Origin of the sequence: Spiribacter sp. SSL99, from assembly GCF_009805925.1 — a bacterium.
Taxonomy (GTDB): Bacteria; Pseudomonadota; Gammaproteobacteria; order Nitrococcales; family Nitrococcaceae; genus Spiribacter; species Spiribacter roseus.
Map to the genome: position 1 here is coordinate 25062 of NZ_MAOM01000016.1, position 15332 is coordinate 40393.

Annotated in this window: 18 protein-coding genes and 1 other RNA gene; 10 read left to right on the forward strand and 9 right to left on the reverse strand. The window is 68.1% G+C overall.

Features of this window, described 5'->3' with window-relative positions; genetic code table 11:
• The 4 genes from gcvH to BA899_RS04905 are packed head-to-tail and all read right to left on the reverse strand — an operon-like array spanning position 1 to position 3537.
• Positions 1-393 carry a glycine cleavage system protein GcvH gene (gene gcvH / locus BA899_RS04890; protein WP_144346832.1) on the reverse strand — a complete coding sequence of 131 codons (393 nt, stop codon included), beginning with the start codon at positions 391-393 and terminating at the stop codon, positions 1-3.
• Between the two features lie 12 nt (positions 394-405).
• The gene (gene ubiH / locus BA899_RS04895) at positions 406-1641 is read right to left on the reverse strand and encodes a 2-octaprenyl-6-methoxyphenyl hydroxylase (RefSeq protein WP_159299945.1); all 1236 of its coding nucleotides are present in this window, start codon (positions 1639-1641) and stop codon (positions 406-408) included.
• Positions 1628-2932, reverse strand: a complete 1305-nt coding sequence (locus tag BA899_RS04900) for an aminopeptidase P N-terminal domain-containing protein (RefSeq protein WP_159299946.1) — start codon at positions 2930-2932, stop codon at positions 1628-1630. Before BA899_RS04900 ends, ubiH begins: the two co-directional genes overlap by 14 nt.
• Positions 2933-2949: 17 nt before the next feature.
• Positions 2950-3537, reverse strand: a complete 588-nt coding sequence (locus tag BA899_RS04905; protein WP_235012747.1) for a UPF0149 family protein — start codon at positions 3535-3537, stop codon at positions 2950-2952.
• Positions 3538-3593: 56 nt separating this feature from the next.
• Here BA899_RS04905 and BA899_RS04910 point away from each other — a divergent pair, with 56 nt between their 5' ends.
• From BA899_RS04910 to BA899_RS04935, 6 genes are all read left to right on the forward strand, one after another.
• The gene (locus BA899_RS04910) at positions 3594-3812 is read left to right on the forward strand and encodes a TIGR02449 family protein (protein ID WP_235011892.1); all 219 of its coding nucleotides are present in this window, start codon (positions 3594-3596) and stop codon (positions 3810-3812) included.
• The gene (locus BA899_RS04915) at positions 3809-4123 is read left to right on the forward strand and encodes a cell division protein ZapA (RefSeq protein ID WP_148122549.1); all 315 of its coding nucleotides are present in this window, start codon (positions 3809-3811) and stop codon (positions 4121-4123) included. Before BA899_RS04910 ends, BA899_RS04915 begins: the two co-directional genes overlap by 4 nt.
• A 33-nt stretch (positions 4124-4156) precedes the next feature.
• Positions 4157-4344: non-coding RNA, 6S RNA (gene ssrS, locus BA899_RS04920), on the forward strand.
• Positions 4331-4921 carry a 5-formyltetrahydrofolate cyclo-ligase gene (locus BA899_RS04925; protein WP_159299948.1) on the forward strand — a complete coding sequence of 197 codons (591 nt, stop codon included), beginning with the start codon at positions 4331-4333 and terminating at the stop codon, positions 4919-4921. The genes ssrS and BA899_RS04925 overlap by 14 nt, the downstream gene beginning before the upstream one ends.
• 41 nt (positions 4922-4962) lie before the next feature.
• Positions 4963-5445, forward strand: coding sequence for an EVE domain-containing protein (locus tag BA899_RS04930; RefSeq protein WP_148122551.1), 483 nt, complete (start codon positions 4963-4965; stop codon positions 5443-5445).
• On the forward strand, positions 5426-6367 hold the full coding sequence (locus BA899_RS04935; RefSeq protein WP_159299949.1) for a glucosaminidase domain-containing protein: 942 nt from the start codon (positions 5426-5428) through the stop codon (positions 6365-6367). Before BA899_RS04930 ends, BA899_RS04935 begins: the two co-directional genes overlap by 20 nt.
• Here the strand turns inward: BA899_RS04935 and argA are convergent.
• Both argA and BA899_RS04945 read right to left on the reverse strand, forming a co-directional pair.
• A complete protein-coding gene (argA, locus tag BA899_RS04940; RefSeq protein ID WP_159299950.1) occupies positions 6364-7683 on the reverse strand; it encodes an amino-acid N-acetyltransferase in 1320 nt (439 codons plus the stop codon). The two genes, BA899_RS04935 and argA, sit on opposite strands and share 4 nt — an antisense overlap.
• 12 nt (positions 7684-7695) lie before the next feature.
• Positions 7696-8376 (reverse strand): TIGR04211 family SH3 domain-containing protein, encoded by a 681-nt coding sequence (locus tag BA899_RS04945; RefSeq protein WP_159299951.1) that lies wholly within the window; start codon positions 8374-8376, stop codon positions 7696-7698.
• Between the two features lie 109 nt (positions 8377-8485).
• On the opposite strand from BA899_RS04945, the gene lgt reads away from it, so the two are divergent.
• The 3 genes from lgt to BA899_RS04960 are packed head-to-tail and all read left to right on the forward strand — an operon-like array spanning position 8486 to position 10612.
• Positions 8486-9283, forward strand: coding sequence for a prolipoprotein diacylglyceryl transferase (gene lgt, locus BA899_RS04950; protein WP_159299952.1), 798 nt, complete (start codon positions 8486-8488; stop codon positions 9281-9283).
• A 24-nt stretch (positions 9284-9307) separates the two neighbouring features.
• Positions 9308-10102, forward strand: a complete 795-nt coding sequence (locus BA899_RS04955) for a thymidylate synthase (RefSeq protein WP_148122555.1) — start codon at positions 9308-9310, stop codon at positions 10100-10102.
• A gap of 12 nt (positions 10103-10114) precedes the next feature.
• Positions 10115-10612 carry a dihydrofolate reductase gene (locus tag BA899_RS04960; protein ID WP_159299953.1) on the forward strand — a complete coding sequence of 166 codons (498 nt, stop codon included), beginning with the start codon at positions 10115-10117 and terminating at the stop codon, positions 10610-10612.
• 6 nt (positions 10613-10618) lie between these two features.
• Here BA899_RS04960 and rho read toward each other — a convergent pair whose 3' ends face one another.
• Positions 10619-11875 carry a transcription termination factor Rho gene (rho, locus tag BA899_RS04965; RefSeq protein WP_069133754.1) on the reverse strand — a complete coding sequence of 419 codons (1257 nt, stop codon included), beginning with the start codon at positions 11873-11875 and terminating at the stop codon, positions 10619-10621.
• 73 nt (positions 11876-11948) lie between these two features.
• Complete coding sequence (trxA, locus tag BA899_RS04970) at positions 11949-12275, reverse strand: thioredoxin TrxA (RefSeq protein WP_069133756.1); 327 nt, start codon at positions 12273-12275, stop codon at positions 11949-11951.
• A gap of 169 nt (positions 12276-12444) precedes the next feature.
• Here trxA and cysQ point away from each other — a divergent pair, with 169 nt between their 5' ends.
• On the forward strand, positions 12445-13293 hold the full coding sequence (cysQ, locus tag BA899_RS04975; protein WP_159299954.1) for a 3'(2'),5'-bisphosphate nucleotidase CysQ: 849 nt from the start codon (positions 12445-12447) through the stop codon (positions 13291-13293).
• 172 nt (positions 13294-13465) lie between these two features.
• Here cysQ and BA899_RS04980 read toward each other — a convergent pair whose 3' ends face one another.
• Positions 13466-15217, reverse strand: coding sequence for an alpha/beta hydrolase (locus BA899_RS04980; protein WP_159299955.1), 1752 nt, complete (start codon positions 15215-15217; stop codon positions 13466-13468).
• Between the last annotated feature and the right edge of the window lie 115 nt (positions 15218-15332).

Genomic DNA, 15332 nt, shown 5'->3' on the forward strand with positions numbered 1-15332 from the left:
TTATCCCGCCTCGTCGATCAGCTCAGCATAGCCGTCGGCGTCCAGCAGTTCATCCAGCGCGGCCTGATCCACCACGCGCAGGCGGAACAGCCACCCCTCGCCATAGGGGTCGGTGTTGACCTGCTCGGGGTCGTCCGCCAGTTCGTCGTGGGTGGCGACGATCTCGCCATCCAGCGGCGCATAGATGTCCGAGGCGGCCTTCACCGACTCCACCACGGCGCAGGCCGCACCGGCCTCGACGGCGCCTTCCTCGCCGGGCAGCTGGATGAACACCAGGTCCCCGAGTTCGGCCTGGGCGTGATCGGTGATGCCGACGGTGACCATGCCGTCGCCATCATCGCGCACCCATTCGTGGCTGCTGGCATACCGCAGGTCGGCAGGAATCTCGCTCATGATGATCGCCTCTTAGTCCTGACACAGCGGCGGGACATCGCCGGCCGCTCCGGTCCCCTGTTTGAGTAGCAGCCGCCGGGCCGGGGGGAACAGGTCCAGCGCGGTCAGGCCGATATTGCGGATCGCCGCCAGTGGCGGCCAGTCATTGGTGAAAAGCCGCACCAGCCCGTCGGTGAAGGCATAGGTGCGCCGGTAATCGCCCTCGCGCGAGCGGGCATAGGCACTCAGCACATCGGCATCGCCGGGGTCGGGGGCCTCGCGCAGGGCCTCGACCAGGGCCGCGACATCGCGCAGGGCCAGGTTCAGGCCCTGGCCACCCACCGGGTGCAGGGCGTGTGCGGCATTGCCGAGCACCACCGCGCGGTCGGCCGCGAAGTCGGTGGCGGTGACCGCGGTCAGCGGGTAGAGCGCCCGACTACCCACCGCCTCCAGTCGGCCCAGGCGCCAGCCGAAGGTCGACTGCAGGCGTGCCAGGAAGGTCGCGTCACTGGTATCAAAGGCCATCCACTCGGCGGTCTCGGTGGGCAGCGGCCAGACCACCGAGACCGCCCCGTCGGCGGCCGGCAGCACGGCCAGCGGTCCTTCGGGCGTAAACCGCTCATAGGCCATACCATTGTGGGCCCGTTCGGCCCGCACATTGGCGATGATCGCACTCTGGCCATAATCGCGCTCGCGGGTGTCGATGCCCAACGCCTCGCGCGTCGCCGAGCGCATGCCATCCGCCACCACCAGCAGCCGTGTGGTCAGGGTGTATTCACCCCGGTCATCGGCGATGCGCACCCGACGGCCCACCAGCCGGGCGGGCTGGTCACTGCCGTCGCCCGCGTACTGGGGGTACGTGTCGATGATGCGGGCCGGGCAGTGAACCGTCGCGGCGGCGGCCATCGCCGGGCGCAGCGCCTGTCCCAGCACCCGGTTGGGGGCGACATGCCCCAGCGCCGGCAGCCCCTCGGCCTCGGCGGTCAGGCGGGTGAAGCCGCCATGGCCACGGTCGGAGACATGGATGCGGCGGATGGGCTCGGCACCGGCCTCGATGGCGGGCCACAACCCCAGGTGGGTGAAGAACCGCCGTGACGTGGGCGCCAGCGCGGTGTGGCGCTCGTCAAAGCTCGGCTGTCCGTCGGCTTTGGCCGGTACCGGCTCGATCACCGCCACCGACCGGCCGCTGTCGCGCAGGGCCACCGCCAGGCTGGCGCCCACCAGGCCGCCACCGGCGATCAGCACATCAAAGGTGTCATCCGTTGTCATGGGCCATGGCCGCCTCAATCGCCTCGACGGTCTTCGGCACCGCCGCGGTCAGGTTGTCGTGGCCACTGTCGGTGACCACACAGTCGTCCTCGATTCTCACACCAATGCCCTGCCAGCGGGTGTCCACCGGGCTGCCCGGCGGGATGTAGAGCCCCGGCTCCACCGTGACCACCATGCCCGGCTGCAGGGTGCGCCAGTCGCCGTCCACTTTATAGGGCCCGACATCATGCACGTCCATGCCCAGCCAGTGCCCGGTGCGGTGCATGAAATAGCGCCGGTAGTCCCCCGAGTCGATCAACGCCTCAACATCGCCGGTCAGAAGACCCAGGTCCACCATGCCCTCGACCAGTACCCGGGTGGCGGCCTGGTGGGCGGCATTGAATGACTCGCCCGGGCCCACCCGCTCGAGGGCCGCCTGCTGGGCGGCCAGCACCACCTCGTAGACGGCGCGCTGCTCGGCGCTGAAGCGGCCGTTGACCGGTAGCGTGCGGGTGATGTCGGCGGCATAGCCCGAGAGCTCCACCCCGGCGTCCACCAGCAGCAGGTCGCCGTCACGCAGCGCGTCCTGGTTGGCGATGTAGTGCAGCACGCAGGCGTTGGCGCCCCCACCGGCGATGATCGGGTACGCCGGCTCGCCATTGTGACGGCGAAAGTCGTAGAGCAGTTCCGCCTCGACCTGATACTCCATCATCCCGGGCTTTATCGTGGCCATGAGCCGGGTGTGCGCATCCGCCGAAATCCGGGCGGCGGCGCGCATCTGCTCCACCTCGGCCGGGGACTTGATCAGGCGCTCGGCATGCAGGAGTGGGGCCAGCGCCTCCACCGCCTGCGGGGCGCGCTCACCCACCTGGGCGCGGGCCTGACTCAGCCAGGCGATCAGCCGCTGATCGAACGTCTCATCGGCCCCCAGGTCACCGACCAGCGAGCGCCGGTCGGCCAGCAGCCCGGGCATCATCGCATCGAGTTCATCGATGGGGTAGGCGGCATCGGCGCCGTAGTCCGACTGCGCGGCGGCCTGGCCGATGGTGCGGCCCTCCCAGGTCTCGCGCAGCGGGTCGCGTTCGCGCGAGAACAGAATGAACGCGCCCTCGGCCCGTCCCGGGGCCAGCACCGCCACGGCATCCGGCTCGATGAAGCCGGTCAGATAGCGGAAGTCGCTCGACTGGCGGAATGGATAGTCCACGTCGCGGTTGCGGGGACACTCGCCGGCCCCGGCGATCACGGCGATGGCGTCATCGCCCATGCGGCTCATCAGGGCGTCGCGGCGGCGGGCGTATTCAGTGGCATCCATGGCGTGGCCGGCTCCGCTCAATGCAGCACATCGGGGTCGGCGCGATCCCCGGCGACCGCCGGCTGGGCCGAGGAGGGCAGTGCGGTGTGCTCGCGCACCAGCAGGGTGGCCGCGCGCAGGTACTCCACCAGCTCGGTGTAGGCGATCTCGTTGTCCTCGTCCAGCTCGGCCTCGGGGTCGATGCGGGCGATCTCGGTGAGGTCGTTGATCACCTCGTTGGCCTCGCGCGGCAGCTTGGCCGGGTCGTGGCTGCCCGCCACGCCGATGCCAAACAGAAACCCCTCGCACCAGTGGCCGAGGGCCGTGGCGCGGTCGCTGAGGGGCGCGTCGTCATCGGGCAGCAGCGGCTCAAACTCGAGGCTGTCGTTCTCCAGCCGGTCGCGGGTGTCCTGATAGAGCGCGCTCAGCGCCTCGAGCACCTCGCGGGCCGGCTCGCCCTTGGGCGACAGGCCATCGAGCACCTGGGCGATCCACTGCGCCGGCTCGGGCGTTTCGGTGCTGCAGAAAAGACCGCAGAGCATGCCCTGCGCCTCGGCGGCGGAAACCTCGGCCTCGACGCCCGCCAGCGCCGCGACCACATCGGTATAGCGTTCGGATTCATTCATGGGCATCAGTCTAGCATTGCTGCTAGACTCAGCGGCAGTCTAAAAGGATGGGACAAGTGGTTGATTCCGTTAGCGAACAGGCAGCACAACTCGAGCGCCGCGTGGAGCGCCTGATTCAGCTCTGCGAGCAGCTGCGCGACGAGAACCGCGTGCTGCTGCGCGCCCAGGAGTCCCTCAATGCCGAGCGCGCCGCCCTGCTCGAGAAAAACGAGACCGCCCGCGCCCGCATCGAGGCCATGATCAGCCGCCTCAAGACCCTGGAGCAGGACGGATGAGCGAGCCGGTCAAGGTCAGCATTCTCGATCGCGACTTCATGGTCGCCGCCCCGCCCGAGCAGCAGGCCGACCTGCATGAATCGGCCCGGCAGCTGGATGCCCGCATGCGCGAGATCCGCGACAGCGGCCGGGTGGTGGGCACCGATCGCATCGCCATTATGGCCGCGCTCAACCTCATGCATGAGCTGCTCGAGGCGCAGAGCCAGGTCCACCACGACACCGCAACGGCCGAGCGGTTGCAGGCGCTGGATGCCCGCATCAGCGACTACCTGGCCGATGTCGACATCCCCGCCGAGCTGCGCCGGCGCTAGACGCGGCCCGACCCGGTAGGCAGACTGGGCATCGGGTTCCTGTGATGTTCGACACCGGGCTTTTGCATTCTTGACCCTACAATCATGCGCCTCAGGGGAGGTGGCGTAATGCCGTTGGTGTGCAGGTCCGCCCCGGGCGGAAAGCCTAAGACGTCATTCGACCTCCCCGACCTGAACCAAAGGGTTCAAGGGCGTTGCCCGAACGGCATGATGGGGACCCACCCTGACACCAAGTCGGACCTGCGCCGCCGGTTGCGGGCCCGACGCCGTCGCCAGCGCGGCCGGGCCGCCCGCCGGGCCGCCGCGCTGGCCACCCGGCGGCTGACCGCCCTCGACCGGTGGCAGCGCGCCCGGCACATCGGCATCTACTGGCCCGCGGACGGCGAAATCGACACCCGCCCCCTGATCGCGGCCGCCACCCGGGCCGGCAAGCGCGTCTATCTGCCGGTGATCCGCTCATCCAACGGGGATCTGGCCTTCCGCCGCCATCGGCCCGGCGACCCCCTGCAACGCGGCCGCTTCGGCCTGCCGATCCCGCCCCGCGCCGGGGCCCCACAACGCCGGCTGGCCGGACTCGACCTGCTGATCATGCCGCTGGTGGGCTTTGATGCCGCCGGCCATCGGCTGGGCATGGGCGGCGGCTTTTACGACCGCACACTGGCGGGGCGCGGCCGGTGCCGGCGCCCGCTGCGGGTGGGCCTGGCCTATGCCTGCCAGCAGCATCCGGCCATCCCCTATGACCGGTGGGACCAGCGCCTCGATCGGGTCGTCACGGATCGCACGGTGCATGTCTGGTAGCATGTGCGATTAAACGTTGAACATTGCGGATGGACGCAGCAATGGCTTACTGGCTCATGAAATCGGAACCGGATGTCTATGGCATCGATCACCTCGCCGCCGAGCCGGACGGGGTCGAGCACTGGGACGGCATCCGCAACTATCAGGTCCGCAACCTGTTCCGCGATCAGTTCCAGCCCGGCGATCTCGCGTTTTTCTATCACTCCAACACCAAGGTGCCGGGCATCGTCGGTGTGATGGAAGTGGTGAGCGGGGCGTACCCGGACCACACCGCCTTTGACCCCGACGAAAAGTACTACGACCCCAAAAGTGACCCCGACAACCCGCGCTGGCTGATGGTGGATGTGCGCTATGTGCGCCACCTCGACCGGCTGATTTCGCTGGCCGAGCTCAAGGCCGACCCGGCACTCGCCGACATGCGGCTCGTCCAGCGCGGCAACCGCCTGTCCGTGATGCCGGTCACCGAGGCGCAGTGGCAGCATATCCTTGAAATGGAAAAGCAGGATGACCCCAGCAACCGATAACGCCCCCACCTTCGTTAGTCGGGGGCGCGCCCTGATCGATGCCCTGCCGCTGACCGCCGCACTGTTCGGCGTGGCGCTGGCATGGCTGAGCTGGCCGGATGTGGCCAACAGCGATGGCGAGGTGCCGCCGCTGCAGCCCATCGAGACCCGCACCGCGGTGGCGCTTGAGCGCGCCTTCACCGGTTATGGCTATGGCTGGCCGGCGCAGCAGGTGCCGCCGGTCAGCGTCCAGGCCTTCCCCCCGGATCTGGCCGAGACCGTCACCGACACCAAAAAGTCGCTGTTCTTTCGCACCCTGCTGCCGCTGGTGCTGGCGGAAAACGCCCGCATCGAGGCGCAGCGCGAGGATCTGGCCCGGGCCGCGCAGTCGGGCCTGCCGGACGAGCGCCGGCGCGAGATCCTGAGCCGGCTTGCCGACGAGTACGGGGTCGAGGGGGATCCACTGGCCGATGCCACTGCAGCCGCGCTGAAATCCCGGGTCAACACCGTACCGCCGGCCCTGGCCCTGGCGCAGGCGGCCAAGGAAAGCGGCTGGGGCACGTCGCGCTTCGCCCGTCAGGGCAATAACCTGTTCGGCGAGTGGACCTGGGATGCCAGCCAGGGCATGACACCGCGCGACGCCGCCGCTGACGCCGATCACTATGTGCGGCGGTTCACCAACCTGCGCGCCTCGGTGCGCAGCTACCTGAACAACCTCAACACCCACGACGCCTATGCCCGGTTCCGCTCACTGCGCGCCCGGGCGCGGGCGGCGGGTCGCGCGATGACGCCGACGGAGATGACCGGCGGGCTCGAGAAGTACTCGCAGCGTGGCTGGGATTACGTCAGGGAAGTGCGCGCCATGATCACCACCAATCAGCTCAGCCAGCGGGTGGCCAATGTGCGCCTCACGCCCCTGGCCGAGCGGGTGGCGCAGCGCTAGGCGAGGGCCTTGACCAGCACCTTGGAGCCCCGACTCAGGTTGTAGAACGCGCGCCGCTCCGCCGGCAGCGACTCGGTCGCCGTCGGCGCAAAGCCCTGTTCCCTGAACCAGTGCGCGGTCCGGGTGGTCAGCACAAACAGCCGGTCACAGCCCGCCGCCAGGGCATCCCGCTCAAGACGGGCGAGCAGCTGACGGCCGCGGTGGCCGTCGCGATAGTCCGGGTGCACCACCAGGCAGGCGATCTCGGCGGCGCTCGTCCCGTCAATGCGGTGCAGTGCCGCACAGGCCACCACCGTGCCCTCGCGATCCATCACGGTGAAATCGTCGATCTCGGTCTCCAGCCGCTCGCGGGTGCGCCGCACCAGGGTGCCATCCGCCTCCAGCGGCGCGATCAGCGCCAGGATCCCGCTGATGTCGTCGATGCCGGCGGCGCGCAGGCGCTCAAAGGCCTGGGGCATGATCAGTGTGCCCACGCCATCGCGTGAGAACAGCTCCCCCAGCAGGGCGCCGTCACGCTGGCGGGGCAGCAGATGCACCCGCGGCACCCCACCCCGACACGCGGCGATGGCCCGGTTGACCTGGGCGTGAAGCGGCCCGGCATCGGCCGGAGCGGCCTCGAAGCGCTCGCGGGCCTCGTCCAGGGTCAGTTCCCCCAGTGGCGTGCCGTCGGCATTCATCAGCCCCTCGCCCTCGTGCAGGAACAGCAACTTGTCGGCCTGCAGCCCCCGGGCCGCCGCCACCGCCACGTCCTCGGCATACAGGTTGAACTGCTCGCCGGTGGGGGAGACGCCCAGCGGGCTCATCAGCACCACCGCGCCGTCATCCAGGCGCTGGCGCACGGCGGCGGTATCAATGCGCCGCACCTCGCCGGTGTGCAGATGATCGACCCCCGCGCGCACCCCCAGCGGCCGGGCGGTGACGAAGTTGCCACTCGCCACCTGCAGTCGCAGTCCGGCCATGGGCGAGTTGGCGAGGCCCATTGAGAACAGCGCCTCGATGGCCAGACGCACGCTGCCCACGGCGTCCACCACCGCATCCAGCGCTTCGGCGTCGGTCACGCGCAGGCCGTTGGCGTAGCGGATGGCCGCGCCGCGGGCGTTGAGCCGTTCCTCGACCTGCGGGCGGGCGCCGGGCACCAGCACCAGGCGGATCCCCAGGCCGTTGAGCAAGGCCAGATCGTGGACCAGCGCCGCCGCGGTGCCCTCGCTGAGGGCTTCGCCGCCGACGCTGATGACGAACGTGCGGCCCCGGTGCGCGTGAATGAACGGCGAGCTCTGGCGGAACCAGTCCACCCAGGCGTCAAGGCGGTCGGTCATGATCGGCGCCCCCTAGAGCTCGCTCCAGTTGCTGCGCCGCCGCCAGCGGATGCGGGTGACGAGGATGCCCAGCAGCATGCCAAAGACGATCACACCGGCCCCGGCGATGAACCAGTCGCGGCTTTCCTGATCGGCGGCCCGGTTGGCCTCGCGGCTCAGGTCGTTGACCTGGCGCTCAAGATCGAGGACTTCCTTGCGCAGGGCCTGGTTTTCGTCGGCCAGCTGCAGGCCTTCGTCGGCCTCCTGCAGGCGCTCGGTCATGCGCTGGTTGTCCTCGCGCAGCCGCTCGTTCTCGCTGCTCAGGTTCTCGACCTGCGACTCGAGGGCGGCGACCTGTTCGCTCAGGTCCTGGTTTTCGTCGCGCAGCGCGTCGCGCTGGCTCACCGCCCGCTCAAGCCGCGCGGCGGCGCCGGGCTCGGCATCCAGGTAGACGCTGCGCACCCAGCCCTGGTCGTTGCCGGCGCGCACCCGGGTCCAGGTCTCGCCGCGCTGCAGCACCTCCAGCTGTTCGCCGGACTCGAGCAGGCGCAGGATGCGGTAGTCATTGCCCTGGCCGCTGCGCAGGGTGATCTCGAGGGCGTCGGTTACATAGGCGGTGGTCTGCGCCAGCGCCATGCCGCCGCCGGCGATGGCCGCGGCGATCAGCCCACCCAGCGCCAGCGCCCTGCCCATTGCCCGTTTCGAATGCCGCACCCAAGCCTCCCTGGTTCAATCAATCATCAGACCGGCAGTCTAGCTGACGCCTTGGCCACGGGACACCCGGCGCCTTTGCCATTGCCGCCGGCTGGGTCACAATGCGCGCATGATCCGTTATCCCGCCATCGATCCGATCGTCATCTCGCTGGGGCCGCTGGATATCCACTGGTATGGGGTGATGTATGCCATCGGCTTTGGTCTGGCCTGGTGGCTGGGCCGGCGTCGCGCGACCCGCCCCGACAGCCCCGTCGCCCCGGCGCAGATGGACGACCTGCTGCTGTTCGGCGCCATTGGCGTGGTCGTCGGCGGGCGCATGGGCTATGCGCTGTTCTACAGCGGCGGCGATCTGCTGGCTGATCCGCTGTCGCTGCTGCGCCTGTGGGAAGGCGGCATGGCCTTTCACGGCGGGCTGATCGGGGTCATCGTGATGATGGCGGTCTATGCCTGGCGCCACCGCATCGCGCCGCTGGCGCTGGGGGACTTCGTCGCGCCCCTGATCCCTCCGGGACTCGCCGCCGGGCGGCTCGGCAATTTCATTAATGGCGAACTCTGGGGCGCGCCCACTACCCTGCCCTGGGGCATGGTCTACCCACCGCTCGGCCCCGAGCCCCGTCATCCCTCGCAGCTCTATGAGTTGGCCCTCGAGGGACTGGTGCTGTTTGCGGTGGTCTGGATTTACTCGCGCCGGCCGCGGCCCATGGGCGCGGTCACCGGGCTGTTCCTAGCCGGCTATGGCGTCGCCCGGCTGGCGGTGGAGTTCATCCGCCTGCCCGATGCGCACATCGGTTATCTGTGGGGCGGGTGGCTGACCATGGGTCAGCTGCTCTCGCTGCCCATGATCATCGCCGGCCTCGCACTGCTGGCCTGGGCCTGGCGCCGCCCGGCCGCCTCCCCCTCGTCCTAGCCCAACCCGGAGCCCATCACCGCCATGCAGCAGTATCTCGACCTCCTCCGCCACGTCCGCGACCATGGTGTCGAAAAATCCGACCGCACCGGCGTGGGCACGCGCTCGGTGTTTGGCGGGCAGATGCGCTTTGACCTGGCCGACGGCTTCCCCATGGTGACCACCAAAAAGCTGCACCTGCGCGCCATCATCCACGAGCTGCTGTGGTTTCTGGCGGGCGAGAGCAACATCCGCTATCTCAAGGACAACGACGTCCACATCTGGGACGAGTGGGCCGACGCCAACGGCGATCTGGGCCCCATCTATGGCGTGCAGTGGCGCTCGTGGCCGACCCCCGATGGCGGGCAGATCGACCAGATCGCCCGGGTGGTCGAGCAGATCCGGCACAACCCCGACTCGCGCCGGCATATCGTCACCGCCTGGAACCCGGCCGAGGTGGATCGCATGGGACTGCCGCCCTGCCACGTCCTGTTCCAGTTCTATGTGGCCGAGGGGCGGCTGTCCTGCCAGCTCTATCAGCGCAGCGCGGATCTGTTCCTGGGCGTGCCGTTCAACATCGCCTCCTATGCGCTGCTCACCCACATGGTAGCGCAGGTCACCGGGCTCAGGCCCGGGTCGTTCATCCATACCCTGGGGGACGCGCATCTCTACCTGAATCATCTCGAGCAGGCCGACACGCAGCTCGCCCGCGAGCCGTTGCCGCTGCCCACCCTCGAGCTCAACCCGGCGGTGGATGATCTCTTCGACTTCCGCTTCGAGGACATCCACGTCTCCGGCTATCAGTCGCACCCGCGCATTGCCGCGCCCATCGCCGTCTAGGAGCGTTCAGCCATGCAGATAACCCTGGTGGTCGCCATGACCGAAAACCGCGTCATCGGCCGGAACAACGACCTGCCCTGGCGGCTGCCCGATGACATGCGCCATTTCGTGGCGCTGACGCGGGGCAAGCCGATCGTCATGGGCCGCCGCAACTACGCCTCCATCGGCCGGCCGCTGCCGCGCCGTCAGAACATCGTCATGACCCGCCAGCCGGACTGGTCGGCGGAAGGAGTCGAGGCGGTGCATTCGGTGGAAGCCGCCATCGCGGCGGCGGGGGATGTGCCCGAGCTGATGGTGATCGGCGGGGCCGACATCTATGCGGCGTTCCTGCCGCGGGCCGATCGCATTGAGTTGACCCGGGTGCGCACCGAGCTGGAGGGCGATACCTGGCTGCCGGTGTTCGAGGGCCCGGAGTGGACCCGGACCGCCCTCACCCATCACCCGGTGGATGCCGAGCATGCCTGGGCGATGGACTTTGAAGTCTGGGAGCGCCAGCCCGCGGCTGACTAGCGCTTTCTAGCGCTTCATGGCCTGGAAGAACTCGTTGTTGGTCTTGGTGTCCTTGAGCTTGTCGAGCAGGAACTCGATGGCCGCCAGCTCATCCATCGGATGCAGCAGCTTGCGCAGGATCCAGACCTTCTGGAGCTCGTCCGGGGTCATCAGCAGCTCTTCGCGGCGGGTGCCGGAGCGGTTGATGTTGATCGCCGGGTAGATGCGCTTCTCGGCGATGCGCCGGTCCAGGTGCACCTCCATGTTACCGGTGCCCTTGAACTCCTCGTAGATCACGTCGTCCATGCGCGAGCCGGTCTCGATCAGCGAGGTGGCGATGATGCTCAGGCTGCCGCCTTCCTCGATGTTGCGCGCGGCACCAAAAAAGCGCTTCGGGCGATGCAGGGCATTGGCGTCGACACCACCGGTCAGCACCTTGCCGGAGCTGGGCACCACGGTGTTGTAGGCCCGCGCCAGCCGGGTGATGGAGTCGAGCATGATCACCACGTCGCGCTTGTGCTCAACGAGGCGCTTGGCTTTTTCGATGACCATCTCGGCCACCTGCACATGGCGGCTCGCCGGCTCGTCGAAGGTCGACGACACCACCTCGCCCCGCACCGTGCGCTCCATCTCGGTCACCTCTTCGGGGCGCTCATCGATGAGGAGGACGATGACGTAGGCTTCGGGGTTGTTGGAGGTGATGGACTGGGCGATGTTCTGCAGCAGCATGGTCTTGCCGGCCTTGGGCGGCGAGACGATCAGCGCCCGCTGGCCCTTGCCGATGGGCGCGCTCAGATCGATCACCCGGGCGGTCAGGTCCTCGGTGGACCCGTTGCCGCGCTCCAGCGTCATACGCTCCTTGGGGAACAGCGGCGTGAGATTCTCGAACAGGACCTTGTGCTTGGCCGATTCGGGTTTCTCGAAGTTGATCTGATCGACCTTGAGCAGCGCGAAGTAGCGCTCGCCATCCTTGGGCGGGCGGATCTTGCCCGAGATGGTGTCGCCGGTACGCAGGCTGAAGCGCCGGATCTGACTGGGCGAGACGTAGATGTCGTCGGGCCCGGCCATGTACGAGCTGGTGGCGGTCCGCAGGAAGCCGAAGCCGTCCTGGAGGATTTCGAGGACGCCGTCGCCCCAGATGTCCTCGCCCTTTTTGGCGTGCGCCTTGAGCAGGGAGAAGATGACGTCCTGCTTGCGCGAACGGGCCATGTTTTCGATGCCGAGGGACTGCGCCAGCTCGACAAGCTCGGCGGCGCGCTTATGCTTGAGTTCGGTGAGATTCATTTTTGCTTGAGGGGCCGCCCGACGGACGGCCGCTGCCTTGGTGGGAGGGGCGCACCCGAGGGGGTCCCGCAGGTTAAAGGTTGCTGTCGATGAACGCGGAGAGCTGCGCCTTCGACAGGGCGCCCACCTTGGTGGCCTCGACCCCGCCGTTTTTGAACAGCATCAGCGTCGGAATACCGCGGATCCCGTACTTGGGCGGGGTCTCGGGATTCTCGTCGATGTTGAGCTTGGCGATTCGAAGCTTGCCCTCGTAGCTACCGGCAATCTCCTCGAGAATCGGGCCGATCATCTTGCAGGGGCCGCACCACTCCGCCCAGTAGTCCACAAGGACCGGCTGGTCGGCATTGACGACTTCGGATTCAAAATTGGCGTCGGACACGTGGACGATATTGTCGCTCACGGAGCATTCCTCCAAAGGGATATCGGTCGCTGATCGAGATCGGGCCGGTCGAACGGATCGCCCGTCAAATCAATGAAAATGGCTAAGGGGACATCGCCCGAAAAGGCTTGTACGTCGAAGGCTAGTCCCCTGATTCGCCGGTGTCAAATGACGTGTATATTGGGGCGTCATGGACACTCAGACACTGCCCCGCCTGGCCGAACAGGCCGTCGCCATCGCCGAGTCCGCGGGCCGCACGATCCTTGGCATCTACGCCAACGGCTTCGACGTGCAGGCCAAGGCCGACGACTCGCCGCTGACCACCGCCGACAACGCCGCCCACGAGCTGATCGCGGAACGCCTGAAGGCGCTGACCCCCGACATTCCGATGGTCTCCGAAGAAGGCGGCCTGCCCGACTATGCCGAGCGTCAGGGCTGGACCACCTACTGGCTGGTGGACCCGCTGGACGGCACCCGCGAGTTCGTCAAGCGCAATGGCGAGTTCACCGTCAACATCGCCCTCATCGAAGCCGGCCGCCCCATCTTCGGCGTGGTCCACGCGCCAGTGCTTGAATGCACGTGGGAGGCCGTCCACCGCCCGGCCCGTGACGGCGAAACCGCCCTAGGCTGGGCGCGGCGCCACGACGCTGACGGTCAGCACGCCATCCAGACCCGGCGCACCCCACCCACCGACCTGACCCTGGTGGTCAGTCGTTCGCACCGCCACCCGCAGGTCGAGGCCCTGCTCCAGCGCCTGCCCGCCTATCAGACCCGCTCCATGGGCAGCTCCATCAAGTTCTGCCTGGTCGCCGAGGGCGAGGCGGACTGCTATCCGCGCTTCGGCCCCACCTCGGAGTGGGACAGCGCGGCCGCCCAGTGCATCGTCGAGGCCGCCGGCGGCGCCGTCATCCGCCCCGATGGCACGCCGCTGCGCTACAACACCAAAGCGTCGACGCTTAATCCCAACTTCGTGGTCATCGGCGACCCGCAGTGGCCCTGGGCGGATGCGCTTGACGGGTTGCCGGTGGAGGAGCGGTAGACGGCGTCCCGAGGTCGCCCGATCCAGGGCAACGGGATCGCCAATGCAGGGCGCGCCACCGGATCCGGGGATTGCCGATTCCGTCCCCTTTCACCGTGCGATCTCGAGGCGCCCCGCATCGTGTGAGCGCGGGGAAAGGGGATGGAAGCGGCACACCGCCACCCCGACGGTGTTACGGCATCAACACATACTCACCCGGCGCCTCGACATCCGGGGCGTAGCCCTGACTCGGCGCGCCGAGGCTCGGCGGTGCCACGGCCTGCCCTGAGCGCTGCGCCAGCCAGTCCTGCCAGGCCGGCCACCACGAGCCTTCCTGCTGCGGCGTCTCGCGCTCGAAGCGCTCCGCCGGATAGGCGGGCTCCAGCGGCTTGAAGTGCGTGATCTGATAGTGCCTGCGCGGATGACCCGGCTCGCTGACAATGCCGGCGTTGTGCCCGCCCCGGGTCAGCAGGAAGGTCACGTCGGTGCGCGCCAGGCGGGTGATCTTGTACACCGAATGCCACGGGGCGATGTGGTCCTTCTGGGTGGCCACCGAGAAGATCGGGATATCGATGTCGGCGACGGAGACCGGCTGCCCGTCGATGTCGTAACGGCCCTCCACCAGATCGTTATGCAGGAACAGACTGCGCAGGTATTCGCTGTGCATGCGATAGGGCAGGCGCGTGGCGTCGGCGTTCCAGGCCATCAGATCAAACGTCGACTCGCGCTCGCCCATCAGGTAGTGGCGTATCATCCGCGACCACACCAGATCTTGGGAGCGCAGCAGGTGGAAGGCGCCGGCCATGCGGTCCCGGCCCAGGTAGCCGCGCGCCCACATCACATCCTCGAGGAACGAGACCTGGGATTCGTCGATGAACAGATCCAGCTCACCCGGCTCGGTGAAGTCGGTCTGCGTCGCCAGCAGTGACAGCGTGGCCAGCCGGTCGTCGCCGTCGCGGGCCATGGCCGCCGCCGCCAGGGTCAGCAGCGTGCCGCCCAGGCAGTAACCCACGCCGTGCACCTTCTGATCGGGGACGATGTGGTTGACCGCGTCCAGCGGGTCGTTCACGCCCAGACGCCGATAGTCGGCCATCCCCATGCCGCGGTCCTCGGGCCCCGGGTTTTTCCACGACACCACGAACACCGTGTGACCCTGACCGACCAGATATTCGATCAGTGAGCGGCCCGGCTGCAGATCGAGGATGTAGTACTTCATGATCCAGGCCGGCACGATCAGCACCGGCTCGGGGTGGACCGTATCGGTGGTGGGCTCGTACTGGATCAGCTCCATCAACGCGTTGCGATGGACCACCTTGCCCGGCGTCACGGCCAGATCGCGGCCGACCTGATAATCCTCGTCGCTTGCCTGCGGCCGCCCGGCGAGCTCGCGCTGCACGTCCTCAAGCCAGTTCGAGCCGCCGCGGAGCAGGTTGGCACCGCGCTCGTTGACGGTCCGCTCGAGGACTTCCGGGTTGGTGGGCAGAAAATTCGACGGCGAGACCATATCCAGCATCTGCCGGACGGTGAAGTTGACCACCTCCTCGTGATGCGGATTCACGCCCGGCACCCCGGTGGTCGCCACATGCCACCACTGCTGCTGGAGCAGGAATGCCTGGTGGATGAACGAAAACGGCCAGTTCCCCCAGGCCGGCGCCTCGAACCGCTGGTCATCGGGCAATGGCTCGATACAGCGGGTCTGCTCATCATCGGCAAGGCAGTGACCGGAATAGGCGGCAAGCCGCAGCGCCTTGCGCAGGGCCTTTTCCTGAAGCGCGCCCTGGCGGCCGGGGTTGAGCGCGAGATGCCCGGCCCAGTCAAAAAAGGCCAGCTGCAGGGCGGTCGGCGAAATCCCGCCGGTCATGCGCCCGATCATGGCGTGCAGCAGTCGATCCCAGGCCACAGGGTCGGTGACCTGCTCGGAGAAGGCGTGGTCCAGTCGTGTCATATCGCTTCCCTTCGTGCGGCTCTACACCATTGGGCTCGGGGGAGCGGCAGTACGTTCCATTCGTCGGTGTGGTGGTGTGCGGTGGCGCACCCCGCATTGGCGATCCCGTTGCCCT

Bases quoted from the DNA above. Each gene is read 5' to 3' on its own strand.
- gcvH (WP_144346832.1), bottom strand. From the start codon at position 393: ATGAGCGAGATTCCTGCCGACCTGCGGTATGCCAGCAGCCACGAATGG.
- ubiH (WP_159299945.1), bottom strand. From the start codon at position 1,641: ATGACAACGGATGACACCTTTGATGTGCTGATCGCCGGTGGCGGCCTG.
- BA899_RS04900 (WP_159299946.1), bottom strand. From the start codon at position 2,932: ATGGATGCCACTGAATACGCCCGCCGCCGCGACGCCCTGATGAGCCGC.
- BA899_RS04905 (WP_235012747.1), bottom strand. From the start codon at position 3,537: ATGAATGAATCCGAACGCTATACCGATGTGGTCGCGGCGCTGGCGGGC.
- BA899_RS04915 (WP_148122549.1), top strand. From the start codon at position 3,809: ATGAGCGAGCCGGTCAAGGTCAGCATTCTCGATCGCGACTTCATGGTC.
- BA899_RS04925 (WP_159299948.1), top strand. From the start codon at position 4,331: ATGATGGGGACCCACCCTGACACCAAGTCGGACCTGCGCCGCCGGTTG.
- BA899_RS04930 (WP_148122551.1), top strand. From the start codon at position 4,963: ATGGCTTACTGGCTCATGAAATCGGAACCGGATGTCTATGGCATCGAT.
- BA899_RS04935 (WP_159299949.1), top strand. From the start codon at position 5,426: ATGACCCCAGCAACCGATAACGCCCCCACCTTCGTTAGTCGGGGGCGC.
- argA (WP_159299950.1), bottom strand. From the start codon at position 7,683: ATGACCGACCGCCTTGACGCCTGGGTGGACTGGTTCCGCCAGAGCTCG.
- lgt (WP_159299952.1), top strand. From the start codon at position 8,486: ATGATCCGTTATCCCGCCATCGATCCGATCGTCATCTCGCTGGGGCCG.
- BA899_RS04955 (WP_148122555.1), top strand. From the start codon at position 9,308: ATGCAGCAGTATCTCGACCTCCTCCGCCACGTCCGCGACCATGGTGTC.
- BA899_RS04960 (WP_159299953.1), top strand. From the start codon at position 10,115: ATGCAGATAACCCTGGTGGTCGCCATGACCGAAAACCGCGTCATCGGC.
- rho (WP_069133754.1), bottom strand. From the start codon at position 11,875: ATGAATCTCACCGAACTCAAGCATAAGCGCGCCGCCGAGCTTGTCGAG.
- cysQ (WP_159299954.1), top strand. From the start codon at position 12,445: ATGGACACTCAGACACTGCCCCGCCTGGCCGAACAGGCCGTCGCCATC.
- BA899_RS04980 (WP_159299955.1), bottom strand. From the start codon at position 15,217: ATGACACGACTGGACCACGCCTTCTCCGAGCAGGTCACCGACCCTGTG.